The sequence below is a fragment of the Rhodococcus sp. T2V genome (assembly GCF_029269925.1).
Taxonomy (GTDB): Bacteria; Actinomycetota; Actinomycetes; order Mycobacteriales; family Mycobacteriaceae; genus Rhodococcus_F; species Rhodococcus_F koreensis.
In genome coordinates this window covers 1-20,787 of sequence record NZ_JARJBD010000132.1, presented here as the reverse complement: position 1 = coordinate 20,787, position 20,787 = coordinate 1, and the positions used below count along the sequence as shown (strand labels likewise).

The window sequence follows — 20,787 nt, the reverse complement described above, 5'->3', positions numbered from 1 at the left end:
AGGACCCGAAATCATCACGAACCCCTTCGCGATCACTGATCCACGGATTCAGGCTTAGTCAGATCGGAGTTTGTCCCGCAGGAAGCTCACAATCGCCTCGTGCATCTCCGCGCTTCGGGGTACGGCTCCCGACATCCACCAAACACCGTGGATCAGTCCATCGAATCGGATGACGTCGGTCAGTACGCCCGCCGCCGATAATTGTTCACCGTAAGCCTCGGCTTCGTCGCGAACCACTTCGTACTCGGTGGTCAGCACCAGCGCCGGCGGCAGATCTCGCAGCGAAGCCGCCTTCGAAGGAGCCGCCCACGGGTTCTCAGCATCTTCTGGTGCGGAAAGATATTGCCGCCAGAAGTGGTCCAGTGCGGCCGCGCTGATGACCGGCCCGTCCGAGCACTCCTTCCGCGATTGCGTGTTCGCCAGTGGATCGATGGTCGGATAGACAAGGACCTGGGCTCGTAGAACGGGGCCTCCTTCGTCCCTGGCACGAAGCGCCGCCACCGCTGCGAGGTTTCCGCCGGCACTGTCACCCAACACAGCGATCCGCGATGGATCGCCGCCATGTTGTGAAATATTGTCGACTACCCATCCCAATGCCGCAAAGGTGTCGTCTGATGCTGCCGGGAACTTGTGTTCGGGTGCCAATCGGTAGCTGGCGGCGACAACTATGGCTTGCAGGTCATTCGCTAGTGCCCGCGAGGGCTCGTCCGCGACGGACAGGTCACCGGCGATGAAGCCACCACCGTGGAAGTAGACGACGACGGGAAGCGGTTCGGCTGCGTCGGGAACGTAGATCCTCAAATCCTGAGGACCACCGGGGCCGGGGTAGGCCATCTCGGCCACGGTCGCGACATAGCGCGGTGGATTCTGCAAGGTGGCGAAGAGGCCGACTGCTTCACGGGTTTCGTCAAGGCTTAGTGCGTCGAATGGCTTCAAGCCCTGCTGACTCAAACCGTCTACGACGCTTTGCACTGCTGGATCGAATGGCATTTCGGCTCGTTTCGTGTATTTCTGCGTGATTGTGGTGGCCTGCTTGTCGAGCGGAGCTGCAGTTGCTGCCCGAACAGCTAGGTCAGCGCGTTGGCGGATTCGCCCTCAAGGCGGAAACCGCCATATCCACCCGCTGCGACCTCCGCGCATTTCTGGCGATATGCGGGTGCCCCGCCTACATAGATCAGGCAGCAGCGGGGTTTTCCGGGTACGTTAGCACCCATATACCAGGAGTTCGTGCCGGGCAGGAGTGTGCATTGTGCGAGCTCGTTGACGTGTTCGACCCACTCTGCCTGGGCGTCGCTCGTGGGTTCGATGACCGCCAGCCGGCGCTGCTGAAGGTGGTCGATTGCCTCTGCGGCGAAGTCGACGTGGTCTTCAATCGCCAATGGGAAATTGTATAGAGCAGAGGGGCTTTGGGGACCGGCGATGACGAACAAGTTCGGAAAACCGTGCATGGCGAGTCCCAAGTACGTTCGCGGACCGTCACGCCACTCATCGCGGAGCCGGACGCCATTTCGGCCGACGATGTTCATCGAGAGAAGTGGACCCGTCATAGCGTCGAATCCTGTAGCCAGCACAAGACAGTCGAACTCGAAAGCGCGGTCGACGGTCCGAATCCCTCGCTCGGTGACCGCGACGATCGGAGTGGTCTTGACGTCGACGAGCGTGACGTCGTCACGGTTGAAGATCTCGTAATAGGACGTTTCCAAAGGAGGTCGCTTTGTAGCGTACGGGTAGTCCGTGGGGCTCAGGACGTCCGCGATCTTCGGATCCTTCACCCGTTCACGGATCCGCTCGCGAATGTAATCAGCGGCCTTGTCATTGGCCTCCTTGTCGAAGAGCACATCCTGGAATGTGTCCAGGAAGAAGGAAAATCCGCCAGCACCGTACCGTTCTTCGAAAATCGCTCGCCTTTCCTCCGGGGATACCGACAGTGCAGAGGGTTGCGCTCTGAAATAGTCGAGTCCGGCGAAGTGATTTCGCGCGTCGGTGCGGATCCGCGAATAGTTGTCTTTGACCTTGCGTGTTCGCTCGGGATCGGAGGGACGGTTTCCGAGCGGAGTGGCGTAGTTGGGGGTTCGCTGAAATACCGTGAGGTGGGCAGCCGATTTGGCGATTTCCTGGATCACCTGGATGCCGCTGGATGCCGTTCCGATGACGCCGACTCGTTTGCCCTCGAAGTCGATCGGGTCGTGCGGCCACCGACCAGTGAGAAGTGTTTCGCCACGAAAACTAGCGAGACCAGGAAATTCCGGGCCAGGATCTTTCGGGAGTGAAAGGACACCAGCGCAGGAGAATACCCACCGGGCACGGACGATCGACCCGTCATCGGTCCCGACTACCCATACCGAGTTCAGGTCATCCCACTCCATGGAGGTGACACGGGTGTCGAAACGGATACTGCTGCGCAAATCGAACCGGTGAGCGACATGGCTCAAATAGTTCAAAATCTCCGGCTGGGCAGCAAACCTTTCGCTCCACTCCCATTCCTGCTGCAACTCGTCCGAGAACGAGTACGAGTAATGAATGCTCTCGATGTCGCAGCGAGCGCCTGGATATCTGTTCCAATACCACGTGCCACCGACGTCGGAGCCAGCTTCAAATGCCTGGACCGACAGTCCCAATCGATCACGCAAGCGGTAAATGGCATAAAGACCACCGAAGCCGGCCCCTACGATAACCGCATCCACGTCCGGCTTCACCCCAGGATCGGCTGCACTTGTGTCCATCATTCGTCTCCTTAGTGCCCATGGCGTCGACTCGACGTGACCGGTGTCACTACGCTCGCCGTTTCACGATTCAATGCGATTCGCCAGCCACCGCTCTCGGCCTCCCAACACAGTTTCTGATGCGACAATTGGGCTGTGCTGTCTGCACCATGGCGTGCGAGTACCGCCGAAGACTCATCGACGAGGCGATGCCGCCGATCGCGGGCAGCCCAGCAGAACCGATCGAACGCCATACTTTCAGATCGGATCTGCTGAGCCTTTCTGCTCGAGGTTCAATACCGAGCCCACCTTCGTTTGGGCCGACAGGGTGACCTCACGGGCGCTTTTAGGGCTGCCAACCCAAGAGGGCACGAGCGGGAGGACCGTACTGTGACCTACCACACATCCGTCGCCGAACGTGGCTTCCGTAGGCTTACAACCTCGCGGATGAGGAGACCGACGAACCGGGAAGAGGAGGTTGCTCCGGTGACGCAGCGATCAATCCAAGAGGCCGCGCACACTAAAGCGCTTGGCATGACCAAGTTGAAATCAGTGCGGACGAGCGATGCTGCACCACTTAACAATCCGCACCGCAGCTGGGTTCTACGCCTGGCTCCCAACTCGGAAATGGGAGTTCCCGAACCCGCCAGCACGGTGACCTTCGACGACACTGTGCGAAAACTCGGCGCTCCGGTTGCGCGGTGGGCCGTCGAGGCGGGAAGAGAACTCACGAGGCATGTCTTCGATGCCATCCCGGAATTGGGCCGCGGCGAGGGCGTGTTCGAGACCACCCGAGGCGCCGCGGAAGCATTTCTGCTGCTCGAGGCCCAACTGCTCGCTGAGGGGCGACTTCCTGAGACCACCCTTGCCCCCGAGGCGGTCTTCGCAAATCACGACCTGGTTCGCCGTCGCGTTCCACTGGAACTGATGGTGAGGGTTGTCCAGCGAGGATATGCCTACAGTGTCCGCCAGCTCCTGGCGGAATGCGCATTCCTGATAGACGATCCCGAAGAACGCGCCCGCCAGTTGACCGAGCTCGTGCCGGCGCTGCAAGACTTCTACGACGACTTTTTGCAACGGGTCTCATCGGACTACTTGGCCGAAGAACGACGATGGACTTCGGGCGTGATGGCCGCCCGCGAGGACATCGTGCGGTCGGTGATCGGTGGATCTGCGGTTGACGTCAGGTCGGCCGAATTGACTCTCGGGTACGACCTACGGCGCACGCATATCGCTATGGTCCTCGAATCGGGTGCGACAGGCCCGTCTGCCTTGGAAGATCTCAGCGACGCCGCAGAACTCTTGTCGAACATCCCTGCCTGCCAGGGACGGCTTTCGGTTCCCATCGGGGCAACCACTCTGTGGGTATGGATGTCGGTCCGGACCGACGAGTTCGTTACGGGGCCGAACCCGGCAGCGAACCTTCCCGCAGGGGTGACTGCGACCCGAGGTATGGCGTTGGCAGGAGTGGAAGGGTTCCGCGCAAGTCATATGCAGGCGCAGGAGGCGGCCCGATTGGTACGCATGCGGCGGAAGGATCGCCCCCGAATTGCCGATTTCGCCGACGTCGAGCTCGACGTTCTTGTCTCCCGCGATCCAGCCTTGGCGCACGATTTCGTACGCAGGCAGCTCGGCGAACTTCTCGAGGACACCGCGCAGAATAGGGACCTGAGGGAGACACTCCTGGCCTACTTGGATGAGGAGCGCAGCATCAATGCTGTCGCCAAACGTACTCACATCGCGAGAAACACAGTGACGTACAGGGTCAAACGAGCCGAGTCGCTTCGGGGTCGACCGTTGTCGGAACAGCGACTCGAGCTCCATGTTGCGCTGCGCTTGTCTCATCTCCTGATTGATCCGTAACCACCAAACAGACTGATCCGTCGCGACCGAAGCGGTACGAGCGGAATGTGCACTCTGCGTGAGCCTCACTCTGTCGTAGTCCGATGCAGGGCTACGCCGCCCTCGCCTCGGTGCCGCCGTCTCGACAAATTGGGGTGCTGGTTCAAGCGCTTAATGCTGAACACAACCGCCAATGCAAGTCGAGGCTGATGATCGCCCGGCGCGCGAACAGGTATTCGCCGGTTCGACTGCGATCGTCACGAAATTGTCACTGCCGCCAGTCGATGCTAGGGCTAGCCGATACCGGCGGAGCGCACCGATGCAGCGTTGTACCCGGTGTAGCGATCGACCAGCGGACGCACGGATAATTCGGTTACGTGTCAGTGGCATACGTACGGCCAGAGAACTCAGTGCCGAACAACACGACCGGAACTTTGGCGCTGGAATTCAGGATCCGAAGACGGGTCCAACTTCGATTGCCGAACATAAAACTCGACGAACAACTCCAGAGGCGTCAACTCCTGTGCGCCGCTCACCGCAGCCCAACATAAGCCCCAAAAACTGTGGTGCGAGGTCAAGACGGTCGACGGGCGTATCAGATTGACTCTCATCAGACAGTGACAGTCGTCACTCAGCAGGGAATAGGAGAGGTCCATGACGGCCACCGCACAAGAACCCGCAATCGATGCCGAACGCCACCGCACCAACCTCGTTGCGGCCGCTGCAGAGCTCGTGCCGCTGTTGCGCGAAGGAGCGGATCAATCCGAGCAGGATCGCCGTTTGCCCGATCGCACGGTCGACGCACTTCGGCGCGAGGGCATGTTCAGTCTGCTCACACCTCGTCGCTGGGGCGGACTTGCCACCGATGTACGCACTTATCTGGAGGTAACCGAGCAGCTGGCCCGTGGGGACAGCTCGGCCGCTTGGGTTTCGATGATCCTGGGTGGCGGAAGCATGCTGGCCGGCCTGTTCGGCGACGCCGCCCAGGAGGAGGTATGGGATGGTGCACCGGGCAACACGGTCTGTGGAGTTCTGACACCCTCGTCAACCGCACAGCGCACCGATGACGGGTACCTTTTGAGTGGGCGTTGGGCTTTCGCTTCCGGCAGCCTGCACTGCGACTGGGCCGTCGTGGCATTCCCGATCCCCGGTCCCGCCGGTGACCCTGTCGACGAGGGCATTGCTCTGGTCCCGATGAGTGAGCTCGCGGTGGAGGACACCTGGTACGTCGCGGGAATGCAGGGTACGGGCAGCAACACACTCGTCGCGGAGAACGTCTTCGTTCCCGACCATCGCGCAACGTCTCTGGTCCGTGCTTTCGAGTTCGACGAGCACGGCGGTCGGGCAGGTGGTGAACATCTTTGGCAGACGACACTTCCGTCGACACTGACTCTTGCGATCATCGGACCGATGCTCGGAATGGCGCAAGCCGCACTCGAACGGACACTCGACGTGGTACGGCGCGGAAAGCCGATCGCGTTCACGTTCTATCCGCGGTCGGCAGAAGCCCCGAGTTATCAGCTCTTCATTGCAGATGCGGCTTCCGTCATCGACACGGCCCGGCTTCATGCCTACCGGGCAGCAGACGACATCGACCGCGCAGCACGGGAAGGCCGGCGGCTCGATATTCCGGATCGGGCACGAGTGCGAATGGACTGCGTTGTGGCGTCGACCAAATCACGGGAGGCCGTGGATCTGCTCCTCAACGTGGGCGGGGCCAGCAGCTTCGCGCAGGCAAACCCGTTGCAACGTATCTGGCGCGATCTCGAGACCGCGACCCGACACGGCACCATCAATCCCGGAATCGGACGTGAGGTGTACGGAAGGGCGCTGCTAGGCATCGAAGAGACGTTCTCCGCACTGATTTGAGCATCCGGATAGCCACGGACCTACCGCCGCGGCTGGTCACCGCATCTCCGAAACTCTCACACGAGAGGCAGCAATGAACCTGACAACACCCCCCAGCTCTCGTTACGCCCACGCCGGGTCGTCGCCCGACCAGCGGTCGAATTCGCATTCGACCCCTCCATCCCCACCCAACCGGGAGACGCTGGACCAGCTTCGCGTGGCTACACTCAACAATCGACCGATCCTCCTGCAGGGAGGCCTCGTCGTCTCGATGGACCCCCGTGTCGGCAATCTCCGAGGAGACGTCCTGATCGCGAACGGGAAGATTGTCGCCGTGGCGCAGTCCTTGAGCGAACTCGCTACCGACCACGCCGTCGTGGTCGACGCCACCGGCACGATAGTCATGCCGGGGCTGGTAGAAAGTCATGTCCACGCCTGGCAGGGGCAGCTTCGCGGGATTGCACCCGCGATTGACTTCGGCACCTATCTCGACCTCATCCACCACGGGCTCGCACACCACTACCGCCCCCACGACGTGTATGTCGGGAACTTCGTAACGTCCCTGCAAGCTCTCGATGGGGGGGTGACCACCATCCTCGACAACTCACACAATTCCAGAACCCCGGACCACTCGAACGCTGCGGTCGAAGCTCTCCGCGATACCGGGATTCGTGCCGTGCACGCCTGCGGTGCGGCAATCTCAGGCACGACTGCAAATGCCTGGCCAGGTGATGTGCTCCGTCTACGCGACGAATATTTCTCGAGTGAGGACCAGCTCCTCACACTCCGGCTCTTCGACGCCTACCCCGATGCGAGGGCGTGGCAATTCGCCAAGGACAACGATCTCTGGATCTCCCACGAGATGGGCGGCGGCGGATACGTCGACAACCTGCCCGAGATGCACGCTGCGGGCCTGCTCACTGACCGCCACACGTTCAACCATTGCTTCGGCACCGAGGACGCCGATTGGAAGCTGATCGCGGATTCCGGGGCGCAGGTCAACCTCAATGCGCGTTCGGACGCACACTTCGGCCTCGGACCGGCACACGCGCCCCTAACCGAAGCCAAGAAGCACGGGATCCGGCCGGGATTGAGCATGGATAACGAGATCAGCTACGGACTCGATATGTTCGTCGAGATGCAGACGCTGCTCGGCCTGACGCGGGCGCGCACATTTGAGCACAACCTGTCGAACCCGGATTCTCCTATCGAGCAGATCACTATCGGCGAGATGCTCGAATACGCCACCCTCGGTGGCGCCGCGAACTGCAACTTGGACAATAAGATCGGCTCTCTCACCCCGGGTAAGGAAGCCGACGTGATCCTAGTACGAACCACCGATTTCAACACGGCTCCTACCAACAACGTGTATGCCACACTCGTTGGTTTCGCGAACCGATGCAATGTCGACTCCGTGTTCGTCGCCGGTGAAGTCAAGAAATGGAACGGTCATCTCGTCGACCACGACCTCTCAGCTCTAGAAGCCGTCTCTCATGCGTCGCGCGAGCACCTCTTCGCCGCTCACGGCGTAGCTGCGAACGTATTCTCTGAGTACGGTTTCGATCCTATCGACACGCGAGATTCGGTACCGTCATGAGCCGAGCCGACGTGTGGACTATCGACTCTGCGACAGTGCCGACGGACGCCCGGCAGGTGCGCACTGTGCTCGGTCACATTCCGACCTCCGGCTGCGTGGTTACTGCCATCGACGATGGTGTGCCCGTCGGCTGCGTCATAGGGAGGTTCACGTCTGTGTCTCTCGAGCCGCCGCTCATCTTCTAACGAGGATGGCTGCGCTCGTTCGACCGACCCGAAACGCGTGGGGAAAGTCCTCGATGAACGTTGCGATTCTCGTCCTGCTCTGATTGTCGACTCTTTGGCGCAACGTTCGCCGCAGCAACCGACCATCGTTCAGCTGTTGCGACGGGGGCCTGCTCGTCCTGGCCTCCAGGTTGGTTGCACTTGTGCGGATCCTGCGCACCAGAAATACCCTCATTCTCGACCCCGAACGGCTTCTTCACAGGTTAATCATTCGAAAGCCAGAAACAGGAGATCACGAAAATGACCCGAACCGCTGACGCTGATCCAACCGCGGAATTCTTTGATGTCTCAGGATTTACCCGAGACGAATTAATTGCGCACAATCTGAAGGTCGTCGAAGCTCATTTTCATAACGAGGCCCCCGAAACCATTGACCAGGCAATCGCCCTGTACGGTCCTGATATCGTTTGGGAGGCACCGGCTAGGGGAATGATCTACACCGACCCAGCTGAGGTCCGAGATTCTTACATGGCTATCTTCCGCACGGTGCATTTCAACAAGACAACCTCGCTGCGCCGGTTCGCAACTGAACACTTCGTGTTCGACGACCAGATCGCCGATCTCACCGTTGTCGGAGATGAGATGCCGAACCTTGGCTTCAAGCCCGGCGACCGTATCAGTATGCGACTGGTCCATTGCTTCGAAATGAAGGATGGAAAGATCGCCCGCGAGATCGCCTACGAAATTTCACGCGAATATCACGGACCGCTCGATAATGACGACGTTCCCGACGATGCCAGCGTCGAGGTCTTCCCCGATGGCCCCCACTATGGCCAGTGGTAGCCGAACCAACGATAGGAGAAGACGACAATGAGGCTGATGGGATTCGAAAAAGACGGAGTCCGATACATCGGATCGCTCGAGGAGGACAAAGTTCGGTCTCTTGGGACCGCTGCACAGTTCTATGCAGATCCCTCAATCGCGCAACGGAACAGCGCAGGACCGATCTTCCAGCGTCGCGATTTGGTGGAAGTCCCCCCAGTACCAGAGAACGCCCGAATCTTCTGCGTGGGTATCAACTACCGGAGTCACGCAGGAGAGTCCAAGGACATCGCCGGCATCGACGAGCCGACCGTGCCGATGATCTTCGGTCGTTGGCAGCAGTCTCTTTCCGTGAACGGTACGGAGATTCCAGTCCCGCCGAACGAAGACGGTCTGGACTGGGAGGTCGAAATGGCGGCGATCATCGGTTCTCGCGCGTGGGCCGTTGAGGAGGCTGATGCGCTCGATCATGTGCTCGGCTACGCCGCGTTCAATGACATCAGTGCCCGAAAGAAGCAGCTGATGACTCCACAGTTCACCCTTGGGAAGAATGCCGATCGCAGTGGACCGATCGGAACGATCGTGACCAGGGACGAAGTAGGAGACCCTGCGAAAGGACTCCGGGTGACTACTCACGTCAACGGTGAGCTGATGCAGGACGGAAATACGCGCGACCTCCTCCACAGTGTCGGCCGTATTATCAGCTACATCACTGACACCGTCACACTGGAGCCTGGAGATGTCATCGCAACGGGAACTCCCGGTGGCGTCGGTATCGGACGTAAGCCACCATTGCTGATGAACGATGGAGATGTGTGTGTGGTTGAGGTCGAAAAGCTCGGCCGACTGACTAACCGCATCGTGTCCCACAGGTAGTTCACGAGCTATCCCACTTCGTCGTCGGCCGGGCGTCCCCGGTGCCTCCAACAAGTTCGGCGACGTCTACGACCCCAACACCGGGTAAGTGTCAGGCGCGCGCCGCTCGCCGATAAGACCGCGACCGCGGCGCTCATCACGAACGCGGTGAATGCTTGGTGGGAACGGGCGCTGTTAACCCACAGAAGCGCGCTCGTGCCCTAATGAAGTTCTCCAGCTGGTAAAGGAGGAAATGGATTCGCTGACACGGCTGTTGACACTGACCGAGCGCCGCAGACGATCGGCGACGCGAAGGGCGGCTCCAGCGGCTTCAAGGTCTTGAATGTCGATGAGACCCGGTCCCGCCACACTGACATGCTCTCGGGGCTGTCAGGACGTCTTTGGTCTGTAGATATCGGTTGAAACGATCGCGCACTACGCCTGAACCATCGCGAATCTGTCATTCGTTCATCCAGTTCGGCGCATTCGCGGATATGGGGTCACGTCGCTCGCCTGCGAGGCCGCGACGGAGTCGGTCCCGGCTTGGCAGGATCTGATTGCTCGGGTGGGGAGTCCGACCTCCCCGCCCGAGCGCTCCGTCTGGATGCGCTTCAACAACGTTTCGACAACGTTCTGATTCCTCTCGGATGCTGCACCGCCCAAGCGTGAACCCACCTCCTCGCTTTCACATCGAGCCACTTCTTCAATCCTGATTGGCCCTCTCGGAGCGGTTATTCACAGTTCTTCACCGGAGTAGTGATCTCCATCGGGATTCCGTTGACCGGGTGGTGGAAGTAGATGCTGGGTGTCGTGCGGGTCTCGGTCGGCTTCTCGGTCGCAGTCACCGCAATTTGCTCCGTCGGGTGGCGAGATGTGGACTGGTGGCTTTTAGCAGGTGTCGAGCAATTCCGCCGACCGAAGTCGGCCTTGCGTTTTGTTGTCGATCTCGGTCGAGCGTCGCGTGAATGAGATGCCCTCTACCTTTCACTTTTCTGTTCCTCCCACCCCCATCGCCGTCAGTGCAATCACATCAGCCAGTTGAGGCACCTTATGTCTAGCGTCTGTTGACCCTGGGCACCTCGTCACTCTGATGATGTGGTGCGGAGCAGACGCGGTTTAGAATCGAGGGAAGATCCGAGGTTGAGGCGATGAGCAGAAGTGCGGATGACTTCTTCGAGCCGGCTGACGGAGTGCCCGGTCACGTCCGCCGTTGCCGACTCCTGCGTAGTGATCATTGAGGTGCGAGGTGTCCGACGATGCCGTTAAGTCTGCCGGAAGCCCAGCTCAGGACGATGTCGCGATCGAGTTGGCAGGTGAAGGCTTCGATGATCTCCGGGTAGTCGGTCAAGGCGGGTTCGGCGTCATCTACCGCTGTCGCCAGCCCGCTCTGGACCGCGTCGTGGCAATCAAGGTGCTGATCGCAGACCCTCGAACTGCCGACCGAGCGGGGTTTCTGCGTGAGCAGCAGGTCATGGGCCGACTCTCGGGACATCCGAATATCGTTCAGGTCCTCGAAGTCGGTGTCACCCGGACCGGTCGTCCCTACCTCGTCATGCCGTTCCACCGCCGCGACTCCCTCGAGGTATGGATAAACCGCAAAGGTGCCCGCACGGTCGCCGAGGCGCTCGACATCGGCATCAAGATGTCCGGAGCCCTGGAGACAGCACATCGTGCGGGCGTGTTGCATCGCGATATCAAACCGGCGAATATCCTGCTCTCCGAGTATGGCGAACCTCAACTCACCGACTTCGGGATCGCGAGGTTGTCCGAGCAGCAGGACACCACTCGCAGCATCGTGGTGGGGTCTCCCGCGTACACCGCTCCCGAGCTGCTTCACGGACAGCCGCCGACGATCGCTTCGGACATCTACGGCCTCGGCGCCACCTTGTACACCTCGCTGGCTGGTCGTCCGGCCTTCGGCCGCCGCCGCGGCGAGGAGCTCTTCTCCCAACTGCTCCGGATCAGCACGGATACGATACCCGAGATCGGTGATCGCACTGTCCCCGACAGCGTTCGCGCAGTGGTCGAACAGGCGATGGCACGAGATCCGTCAAGCCGACCGGATACAGCCGCAGCGATGGGTGAGGAACTCCGTCGCGTCGGCGCAGATCTCGGGTACTCCGTTCCGGACGTCCCCCTGCCCTTGGCATGGGACGACGACGAGCCGGTGTCACGACCGCCCGAACGCGAACCCAGCCGAACAACCTACATTCACTCCGAGCCCACGTCCCTGGAGAGCGGGCTCCCCCGACCGCCGACCGTGGCCACGAAGTACCGTCCGCCGTCCCCGGGGCATCCGACGGTTCAGCGAGCCCGGCTACTCGACCGACTCCGTGGCGAGACGAGTGTGCGGCTCGTCCTGATCCACGGACCTGCCGGATACGGCAAGACCACCGTGGCCGCCCAATACCTCGAGATGCTCGAAAGTGCGGGACGGAAAACAGCGTGGCTGACTCTCGACGACGACGACAACACGCCCGCGTGGTTTCTCGCCCATCTCGCCGAAGCCATCGCGTTGCCGCTCCCGGGTCTCGCAGCGGAACTGACCCGAACTCTCGAAGAGCACGGTGGCGGCGCGGAGCGCTTTGTACTGACCACGTTGCTGAATCGAACCCATACCGCGGGCCACGCAGTAACAGTGGTTCTCGACGACTGGCACCGGGTCACGAACCCGGAGAGCCGGGACGTTGCTCGATTCTTGCTCGAACACGGTTGCCACCATCTACAGCTCGTCGTCACCAGTCGGACCAGACAAGGGTTGCCGCTGAGTGACATGCGTGTGCACAAGGAGCTGATCGAGATCGACACAGTCGCGCTTCGGTTCGACCTCGACGAATCCCGTGAACTTCTCACAGCCTCTGGCGGTATGCAGCTGGCGGACAAATCCCTTGCCGAACTGAAGGAATCAACCGATGGCTGGGTGGCTGCTCTTCAACTTGCATCGCTTTCCCTGCGCGATCATCGCGACCCGCAGGCAGCCATTCACCGACTGTCCGGCCGACATCGTGCCATCGGCGAGTACCTCACCGAGAACGTTCTCGACAATCTCGACCCGACTGTTCTCGACTTCCTCCTGGCCACGTCGGTCACCGAACGGACGTGCGCAGCCCTGGCTACGGCGCTGACCGGTCACAAACACGCTCAGCAGCTTCTCGAGGACATCGAGGAACGCGACCTGTTTCTGGCCCGACTCGACGAAGAAGGACAATGGTTCCGCTACCACAACCTTTTCGCCGACTACCTGCGCCGGCGCCTGGAACGGGACGACCCCGAACGCCTGAAGCGATTGCACCGAAACGCGTCCCGCTGGTTCAGCGATCAACATGTCCTCAGTCCCGCTGTCAACCATCTCCTCGCTGCCGGCGACTACGACGATGCGATCACCGCCGTCGAGAACGAAGCGCTGCTCTTACTCGAACAGTCCCACATGAGCACTCTGCTTGGCCTGGCTGCCAAACTTCCCGCGAAGGCCAGCACCCATCCTCGCCTCCAGATGGCCTTGGCATGGGCTCACGCCCTGCTGCATCAGCGAGAGGCCGCGGTCGAAGCCCTCGGTCACCTCGAAGCAGCACTGCCTTCTGGTTCTGTCGACGAGGACGCCGACACTCGCGCGGAAGCGTCTCTCATTCGGGCCGGCATCAGTATCTTCGACGACCGTCTCGATGATCTCGACGAGGCGATCGACGCTTGTATGGCCCGTGCCCACAGGCTTCGCCCCTGGGTTCTCTGTGGGACGGCGGACGCCGCCTCGTTCCGATCGATCAACCGATGCGATTTTGACGAGGCGCGGCGCTGGCAACAGTGGGCGCGCCCGCACCAACATCGGACCGTCGGGCCATTCAGCGTCGTCTACGGATACTGCCTGGAGGGGCTGGCGTCGAAGGAACTGCTCGAACTCGGTAGCGCGGAGGTCAGCCTTCGGCATGCGGTAGATCTTTCAACGAGTCCCGGTGACGATCTTTCCTACAGTTCTCGGCTCGGCGCAGCACTTCTCGGAGACCTTCTCTATGAGCAGGGGCAGCTGGAAGAAGCCGAACGCCGCCTCGACCAGAGTTACACACTGGGCACTCAAGGTGGAACGGTAGATTTCATGGTCGCTACTTACGCTGTCGGAGCGCAGCTCAAGTTTCGGCTGGGCCGGCCGGCTGAGGCGGAGGAGCGTCTGCAGGAGGGGGAACGACTCGCAGTCATGCTGAATTTGCCGCGGCTCGAGGCGCACATCGCCAATGTGCGGATCCGCACTGGCCTCGGATCCGCACATCTCGCTCATCCCGACCTCGGGGTTCACCACGCGGAAGCGCGCGGCATCAGCCGGGTCACCGCGGAGATCATGGAAGAGTCTCACATTCGGCTCCTTTTGGCCGCTGCCACCGACCGGTCGGTAAAGCAGGCCGGTGCTCGCGCTCGGAAATTCGCCGAATCGATCGATACCCAACGGAGGCCGAAAGCTTCCCTTCATGCACGACTGCTGCTGGCCGAATGCCGGGCGGCACTGCGTCCGAATCGCGACGTAGAACTCATGCTGTTCCCGCTGCTCGAGCGGTGCGCGCGGTCTGGGCTGCTTCTGCCGATCCTCGATGCGGGTCCAGCCGTTTGCGCACTTGTGCAGCACATCAGCGAGACTCATGAGTTGTCTCCCACGATGTCAGATTTCCTCGATCGCCTTCTGAGCCTCCGTCACCCATCGGAACCGTCGACCAACTCGTGAACTGCATGTTTTCTTCCGACGTTTTCCAGCGGGGAGCTCGCGGCGGGAGCGGCCCGCCATCGGGTGCGCTGGTGCGGCGCGGTGTCCGTCGGTAGGTGTCAGAGGTGCATCGAGTACATCCACTCCGGTGTCGTACCGTGCTATCCCCATAACGCGGTGCTGGGTCCGTTCAGCGAACTGAGGGCGTGTTCAGTGATGTCGAGGAGTGCAGCCTTGACGGAAGCGCGATCGCGGGCGTCCAGTGAGATGATCGGGACATCTCCCGCGATGGCCAGGGCCGCACGAAGCTCCGCTGCGCTGTATCTCGGCGCATTGTCGAATTCATTGATCGCCACCACGAAGGGCATGTTGCGGGCTTCGAAATAGTCGACAGCGGCGAAGCTTTCGGCAAGCCTACGGGTGTCGACGAGGATGATGGCTCCGATCGCACCGCGGACGAGATCGTCCCACATGAACCAGAACCGATGTTGTCCTGGAGTCCCGAACAGGTAAAGGGTCAGGTCGTCGGCGAGCGTGAGACGGCCGAAGTCCATTGCGACGGTGGTGGTGTATTTCAGCGTGGTCGGTATGAGTGTGTCGACTCCGGCACTGGCCTCGGTGACAAGCGCTTCGGTTCGCAGTGGAACTATCTCCGAGACCGCGCCGACAAGGGTTGTCTTGCCGACCCCGAATCCACCGGCGATGACCAGTTTCGCCGAAGTCACCCGGGAGGGGTCGCCTGGTGTCAATCGCGCTCCCGCATCGACTGCGCCGAGATGCACACCGCTCACGAGGGTGTCGCCGACGTTCGGGGAAGCGCTTGAATTTCTGATCCGACGCGCTCGACCAGGACAGCCATCTCATAACCGACCTGTCCGAGGTCGCAATCCGCGGTGGTCAGAGCGGCTAGTTGGGCACCGTGACCGACGCTCATCAACAGTAGGTAGCCGTGCTGCATCTCGACGACCGATTGCAGCACTCGGCCTCCGTCGAACAGGGTGGAAACGCCGGTGGACAGGCTGGCGAGACCGGCCGTCACGGCTGCTAGTTGCTCGGCGCGGTCGATGGGGAGACGAGCGCTGGCGGCCATCAGAAGTCCGTCTGCGGAGACGAGAACGGCATGGGTCACGCGCGGTACATCTTTGGCGAAGTTCGAAACCAACCAGTCCAGGGTGCCCCGGCTTGTCATGAGTGTCCCATCTGCGGTTTGAGTGCTGGGCCGAAGGCGCCATGGCGTCCAGTCCTGCCCGCCTGGACGCCGGACTGGTGGCGTGCGAGCTTCTCGCGTACGGCGGCGGGTGTACGGAGTTGGGACGGGTTCGGCTCGACGACATTGACGCTGCCGGGCACGAGTCGTCGCCCGGGAATCCGCTGAGGCAGACCGGTGGGTGTGATGTCGGAGGAGGATTCGACGGCGCGTTGAGCTGCGGACCACCCTTCGTCTGCGCTCGACCCCCACTCGAGACTGTCGCGGGTTGTGGGGTCGGTCAGCCATGCAGGAGCGATACTGGCAAAGATCGGCGGTGGTGCGGTCGGGCTCGTGGAATTGTCCTCGTCGAAGACGCGAGACTCGAAGAACGCGGTAGTCCGTGAAGGACGGAGCCGGTGTCGCGGGATGGCTTCCTGTCCTTCGGTGTTACCTGCGGCGGCGGTGCCGGTTGATGGCGTGCGGCGTGCGCCTATCGATGCGCCCGGCGTGCGGTGCGGGAGTCGCGGGTGATCCGAGTTGTCACTGGTCCCTGTGCTAGGGCTGTCCGCCGGCGCTATTGTCGCGGGTTCGTTCGGACTTGTGTTGTGCGCGTCCGGTTTGGTCCATGGGGCGTCTGCGGGTACCGCATGCTGAGTGTCTAGGCCGCGCACTCTACGAGTGACGGGCGCTGCGGCGGCGTTGCCATTTCGTTCGGCTACCTTGACGAGCAGGGCTCCGGGAATGGTCACGGTGGCGGTGATTCCCGCGTTCCGGGATATCTCCAAGGTTGAGCGGAGGGCGACGGTCATCGCGTGCCGGGTAGCGAGCGTGCCGACGACGAACAGGCCCATTCGTCGGGCGGTGTCTGCGCTGACCTCGAAGGTGTCAGCGAGCCGATCGTTGAGGGCGCCGAGGTCGGCGGGCGACATCCCGATTCCGTGGTCTGCGACCTCGATCAGCAGACCGCCCTCAGTTGTACGGATGCAGTGGACGGTGACCGCGGTGTCCGGTGATGAGAATTGCAGAGCGTTGTCGACCAACTCGGCGAGGATCCGTACGAGGTCGGCACCGGCGGCCCCGTTCAGTGCGATATCAGGGATGGTACGTACCTGTACACGCCGGTAGTCCTCGACTTCGGAGACTGCCGCGCGGACCGCCTCGGTCACCGGCAACGAGGGTTGACGGGTGCGCCGGTCACGGTTTCCGGCAAGGATTAAGAGATTTTCCCCGTGTCGTCGCATTCGGGTCGCGAGGTGATCGAGACGGAACAGATTGTCGAGTCGCGCGGCGTCTCGTTCTTCGAACTCGAGTTGCTCGATCAGTTCTAGTTGTGAGTCGATCAGTGAGCGACTCCGCCGTGCGAGGGTTTCGAAGACACGTGTCATTTGCATCCGCAGATGAGCTTGCTCTCCGGCCAAGCGCAATGCCTGGCTATGGATGCCGTCGATCGCTCGGGCGACTTGTCCGATTTCTTCTGTGGTGTGCACGTCGATCGGTTCGATGTCGGATGTCCCGACGTTGCTCTCGGTTTTCAGTCGTGCGACTGCCTCGGGAAGGCGGGTGTGCGCAACTTCGAGTGCCCCCCGGCGCAATCGACGCAGAGGGGCCAACAGCGATCGAGCGACCAGGACGGCCAGCACGACGGCAGTGAGCAACAGTCCCATTACCACGGCGATGTCGCGCCAGGCGCCGATGCGTTGGTTGCTCGACTTGGTCGTGACGGCGTCGCTGAGCGCTGCGGACGCGGCAGAGACAGCCGCCTCGTACTGATCAATGCTGGTGAACAGGGACAGCTTGAGCTCGTCCAGGACTTGATGGGCGTTTCCGGTTGAGTCGAGGCTCGCTAGTAGTTCGACGCGATCAGCGACCAGTTGTTGCAGCGCTGCGACAGCCTCTCCGTCGGTGAATGGGAGTTGGGCGGCCTGCTGAAGGAGGACGCCTTCAGTTTGCAGGTGGGCTCGTAGCTCCCCTGTTTTTGTTGCGAGCGCCTTGTCCGACTCGTTCTCGAGCATCGGTGTTGCGGCGACCACGGCCAACCCCTCCGGAGAGAGCATCTTTTGCGCCGACCACAGTCCCTCCAAGCCCCTGGCATAGGCGGCGACATCGTGATCGACGATCGGCTCCATGATCGCGCGTACGGACGCTCCCAGTGCGTTTCGGATGGCATCGAGTTGTTCGGTGAGTGTCTCCATCGCAGTCGGACCACGTTTTGCCTGGGCGCTCAGCGACTGCGCACTGGCCAGCGCATCGAGAACGGTGCGCGCAGCATCGTCGGTGAGGACCTTCGAGGGATCCAGCGATTCGACATTGCGGATGGTGGCATCCAGGCTGTCGATCAGGTCCGGGGTGACGGTGCGTTGTGCCAGAGTGCCTGTCACGACGGCCACGTCGGAATCAAGCTCGATGAGCAGTGGAACCACGCGTATTCGGTCGGCAGCGACGGCGAAGTCGGCAGCCTCACGAAGTCGGTCCTGGACGCGCAGCGCACCGAGTGATGCCGCCACCAAGAACGGAACGATCAGGACTACGGCCATCTTCCAGCGCAGCGGCCACGAGGAAATCGACACGACCGCAGAACGCGGTGGCAAGCCGGTACCGATCACGACTCTCCTTGATGCTTATCCGACCTGCTGGTGTGGTTCGAGTCGAACTGCTCGCGGACCTGTTGGAACCGCCAATGCTCTTTCGTTTCGTCGGGACTTCCTCTGGTCAGGCCGGGGTTTTGCTGCCCTGTCGAGCGCGCACTTGACTCGCGATTCCGGCCGCGGTGACCTGCACGAAGTTCCGTACTCGTGTCGCGATACCAGGTCGTTCGAAATGGGTGACCTGCGGAGTGGCGACGAAGAATTCGGCCAGTGCGTCCACGATTATCTGCGCATCCGGGGACGAACCGAACTCCGCATGCTGCTCCACGGAATCCCAGCCGACGCGCATGAGGTAAAGACCGTCGGTGTCCACGCTGCGAACGAGTTCCGCGGTCTTTCCGCCGTTGGCGGCAACGAGGTGCTTCTTCACACCGGCGAACGCTCGCTCGAAGTCGGACTGGCGATCGACTGCCACAGTGACGTGGGCGTGCTCGAAGATCATGTTGTAACTCTTTCTCGCTCTGTGCCGTGTCTGAAACGTCATATCTGTTGTGCGAACCGAGTTGCGGAGGAAGGACACGCCTCACTAGTGGAGAGCTGGACGTGCCCCACCCCCCAGTTCGCCCGGGTCTACTTGGGGAGCGAGCTGCGGTTCCGGATACCGTCCTTGCAGAGTTCGGCGCCGATTCCGAGTAGCCATACGTCTTTGGCAATCGCGGTTCCATCGGGAGTGGGCCGAATTCCGTCGCGCATACCTGGGGTTCGAACGTACAGGCCGAGGAGACCTGCGGCGAAGCCGGTAAGCGCCGCACCGGCGACCGCGCCGGGGACAACAGGGATGAGCAGGGCCGCACCGAGGGCAATCTCGGCTCCGGCGAGGAGCTTGAGGAACTTGGGTGCCTCGATGCTGTTGAGAACCGGGTAGGTCCCGGCGGCCAATCCGTGCACACCTGCAGCCATCTCCTTGTTCCCGGACCATTTGCCGAGACCGGAGCTGAGAATGAAGGCGCCCGTTACGATTCGGGTCGGAAGGTGGGAGGTATCGATGCGAGGCATGTCTTCGAGTGCTTTCAGTTGGCTGGTGGTGTGGGGTATCTGACGCATCTGGCGGCTGGTGGGTTCGCCGGACTACCTGCGGTCAACCGCTTGGAGATCGCGTGGAGCGGCGGTGTCGACCGTCAACGAGCGCCGAGGGTCTCGGGGTCATGCCGGGGAGTTGATTCCGTTGAGGGACGCTTGCGGAGCCGAAGCAGCCCGACGACGATGAGGATCAGACCGAGCAGCGCCGACCCGAGTGGGACGACAACTCCCATCAGTGTGAGCAGCTTGTCTACCGTCGACGCGGTGGCTGCCCCGTCAGCGACGGACTGATCGGTGAGTTGTGTATCGAGGGCAAGAACCGGCATGACGCTGACGTTTTCACCACCCATTTCGACATTTGCGATCACCTGCAGGTTCAGTGAGCCGTCGGCAGGCGTTCCGACGGTCTTGTCGGTGGAGAGCGCCAGCTTGCTGACGGCGGTGTAATTGAACGGCACCGGATCGGGCAGCGAACCGGCCGCGGCGCCCAGCTTCGCTTGCAGATCAGCTGGCAGAAGCGGAGCGAGTGAGGCGAGCTGAGCCTTCGGCATGGCGGGCGGCAACCCGTTGAGAATATTGGGATCAGCTAACGGTCCCGCTGCTTCGACGGTGTAGTTGAGCACATCTCGACCCGATACGGAGCCTTCGCCGACAAATGTCATCGGTGCTGTCGTCCTGGTCGCGAAGTCGTAAAGCGCATAGCTTGCGTCCGGGTTCGGATTCATCGGCCACCCCACCGTGAGACCTGCGTGCGGCTCCACTTCGACACCTTCCGGGGCTGGTGCGCTGTCCATGGTCGTGCGGTCAATCGCGTAGGTGTGGTTGGAGGGCATGGCTACTCCTCCCGGTGCTTCAACGGTCAGGTCATCGTGTGTAATGGCGGTGTTCCCGTCCACACTCGAGACGTAGACGTGTCGGTCGATGGCGACCGGGACGTTGGTTGCTACGACGTTGGCAAGATCGCCGGCCTGGAGAGCCGTAGGATTGAGCATCGTCCCCGTGCCCTCGTAACGGAGCTTGACATCGAGGTCATCAGGCATCTTCGAAGCTGCCGGCACTAGGAAGAATCTCAGCGTCACCGCGAGCAGGACGAACAGAACACCTACTGCTATAGACAGTTTCGTTGATCGGGGTACTGACATGAGAATCATTCCTAGTGAGAGAATTGTGTGACTTTGCCGGCGAGTGATGCCGTGGTGTTCTCGGGCCGGAGCTTTCGGTTCCGTGAGGGTCCGCGGTCGGAACCTCGTTCTGGAGCCGCAATCAATCGACTTTCGGGTACGTACTCGTGTCAGCGATGCGGATCGGCTCGGTGCAGGTCGGCCAAGACCCGAGCGGTCGGGTCTTGGCCGGACCTGATCAGATGAAGGGGACGTCGGGTTCGTTGCCGGCGAGGATCCGCCCGTAGAGTTCAGC

At 61.5% G+C, this 20,787-nt stretch carries 14 protein-coding genes; 6 read left to right on the top strand and 8 right to left on the bottom strand.

The window, feature by feature from the left end; translation table 11 throughout:
* Positions 1-54 precede the first annotated feature (54 nt).
* The gene (locus P3H15_RS48910) at positions 55-990 is read right to left on the bottom strand and encodes an alpha/beta hydrolase (RefSeq protein WP_276143950.1); all 936 of its coding nucleotides are present in this window, start codon (positions 988-990) and stop codon (positions 55-57) included.
* Between the two features lie 77 nt (positions 991-1,067).
* Positions 1,068-2,726 (bottom strand): NAD(P)/FAD-dependent oxidoreductase, encoded by a 1,659-nt coding sequence (locus P3H15_RS48905; protein ID WP_276143949.1) that lies wholly within the window; start codon positions 2,724-2,726, stop codon positions 1,068-1,070.
* 510 nt (positions 2,727-3,236) lie between these two features.
* On the opposite strand from P3H15_RS48905, the gene P3H15_RS48900 reads away from it, so the two are divergent.
* The 6 genes from P3H15_RS48900 (at position 3,237) to P3H15_RS48875 (ending at position 14,538) form a co-directional block, all read left to right on the top strand.
* On the top strand, positions 3,237-4,565 hold the full coding sequence (locus P3H15_RS48900) for a CdaR family transcriptional regulator (RefSeq protein WP_276143948.1): 1,329 nt from the start codon (positions 3,237-3,239) through the stop codon (positions 4,563-4,565).
* A 633-nt stretch (positions 4,566-5,198) separates the two neighbouring features.
* Entirely contained in the window at positions 5,199-6,413 is a 1,215-nt protein-coding gene (locus tag P3H15_RS48895; RefSeq protein WP_276143947.1) for an acyl-CoA dehydrogenase family protein, read from the top strand.
* Between the two features lie 196 nt (positions 6,414-6,609).
* Positions 6,610-7,989 (top strand): amidohydrolase family protein, encoded by a 1,380-nt coding sequence (locus P3H15_RS48890; protein WP_276143946.1) that lies wholly within the window; start codon positions 6,610-6,612, stop codon positions 7,987-7,989.
* A 464-nt stretch (positions 7,990-8,453) separates the two neighbouring features.
* Positions 8,454-8,996: a nuclear transport factor 2 family protein gene (locus P3H15_RS48885; RefSeq protein WP_276143945.1), complete on the top strand. Its 543-nt coding sequence runs from the start codon at positions 8,454-8,456 to the stop codon at positions 8,994-8,996.
* 36 nt (positions 8,997-9,032) lie between these two features.
* On the top strand, positions 9,033-9,851 hold the full coding sequence (locus P3H15_RS48880) for a fumarylacetoacetate hydrolase family protein (protein ID WP_276143944.1): 819 nt from the start codon (positions 9,033-9,035) through the stop codon (positions 9,849-9,851).
* 1,225 nt (positions 9,852-11,076) lie between these two features.
* Positions 11,077-14,538, top strand: coding sequence for a serine/threonine-protein kinase (locus P3H15_RS48875; RefSeq protein ID WP_276143943.1), 3,462 nt, complete (start codon positions 11,077-11,079; stop codon positions 14,536-14,538).
* Positions 14,539-14,678: 140 nt separating this feature from the next.
* Here P3H15_RS48875 and P3H15_RS48870 read toward each other — a convergent pair whose 3' ends face one another.
* From P3H15_RS48870 to P3H15_RS48845, 6 genes are all read right to left on the bottom strand, one after another.
* The gene (locus P3H15_RS48870) at positions 14,679-15,242 is read right to left on the bottom strand and encodes an ATP/GTP-binding protein (RefSeq protein ID WP_276143942.1); all 564 of its coding nucleotides are present in this window, start codon (positions 15,240-15,242) and stop codon (positions 14,679-14,681) included.
* Between the two features lie 62 nt (positions 15,243-15,304).
* Positions 15,305-15,706 (bottom strand): roadblock/LC7 domain-containing protein, encoded by a 402-nt coding sequence (locus P3H15_RS48865; protein ID WP_276143941.1) that lies wholly within the window; start codon positions 15,704-15,706, stop codon positions 15,305-15,307.
* Positions 15,703-18,309, bottom strand: a complete 2,607-nt coding sequence (locus P3H15_RS48860) for an ATP-binding protein (RefSeq protein WP_276143940.1) — start codon at positions 18,307-18,309, stop codon at positions 15,703-15,705. Before P3H15_RS48860 ends, P3H15_RS48865 begins: the two co-directional genes overlap by 4 nt.
* Before the next feature lie 106 nt (positions 18,310-18,415).
* Positions 18,416-18,793 (bottom strand): antibiotic biosynthesis monooxygenase, encoded by a 378-nt coding sequence (locus P3H15_RS48855; protein ID WP_276143939.1) that lies wholly within the window; start codon positions 18,791-18,793, stop codon positions 18,416-18,418.
* Positions 18,794-18,921: 128 nt separating this feature from the next.
* The gene (locus tag P3H15_RS48850; protein ID WP_346348872.1) at positions 18,922-19,251 is read right to left on the bottom strand and encodes a hypothetical protein; all 330 of its coding nucleotides are present in this window, start codon (positions 19,249-19,251) and stop codon (positions 18,922-18,924) included.
* A gap of 218 nt (positions 19,252-19,469) precedes the next feature.
* Positions 19,470-20,513, bottom strand: coding sequence for a porin PorA family protein (locus P3H15_RS48845; protein ID WP_276143938.1), 1,044 nt, complete (start codon positions 20,511-20,513; stop codon positions 19,470-19,472).
* Positions 20,514-20,787 lie beyond the last annotated feature (274 nt).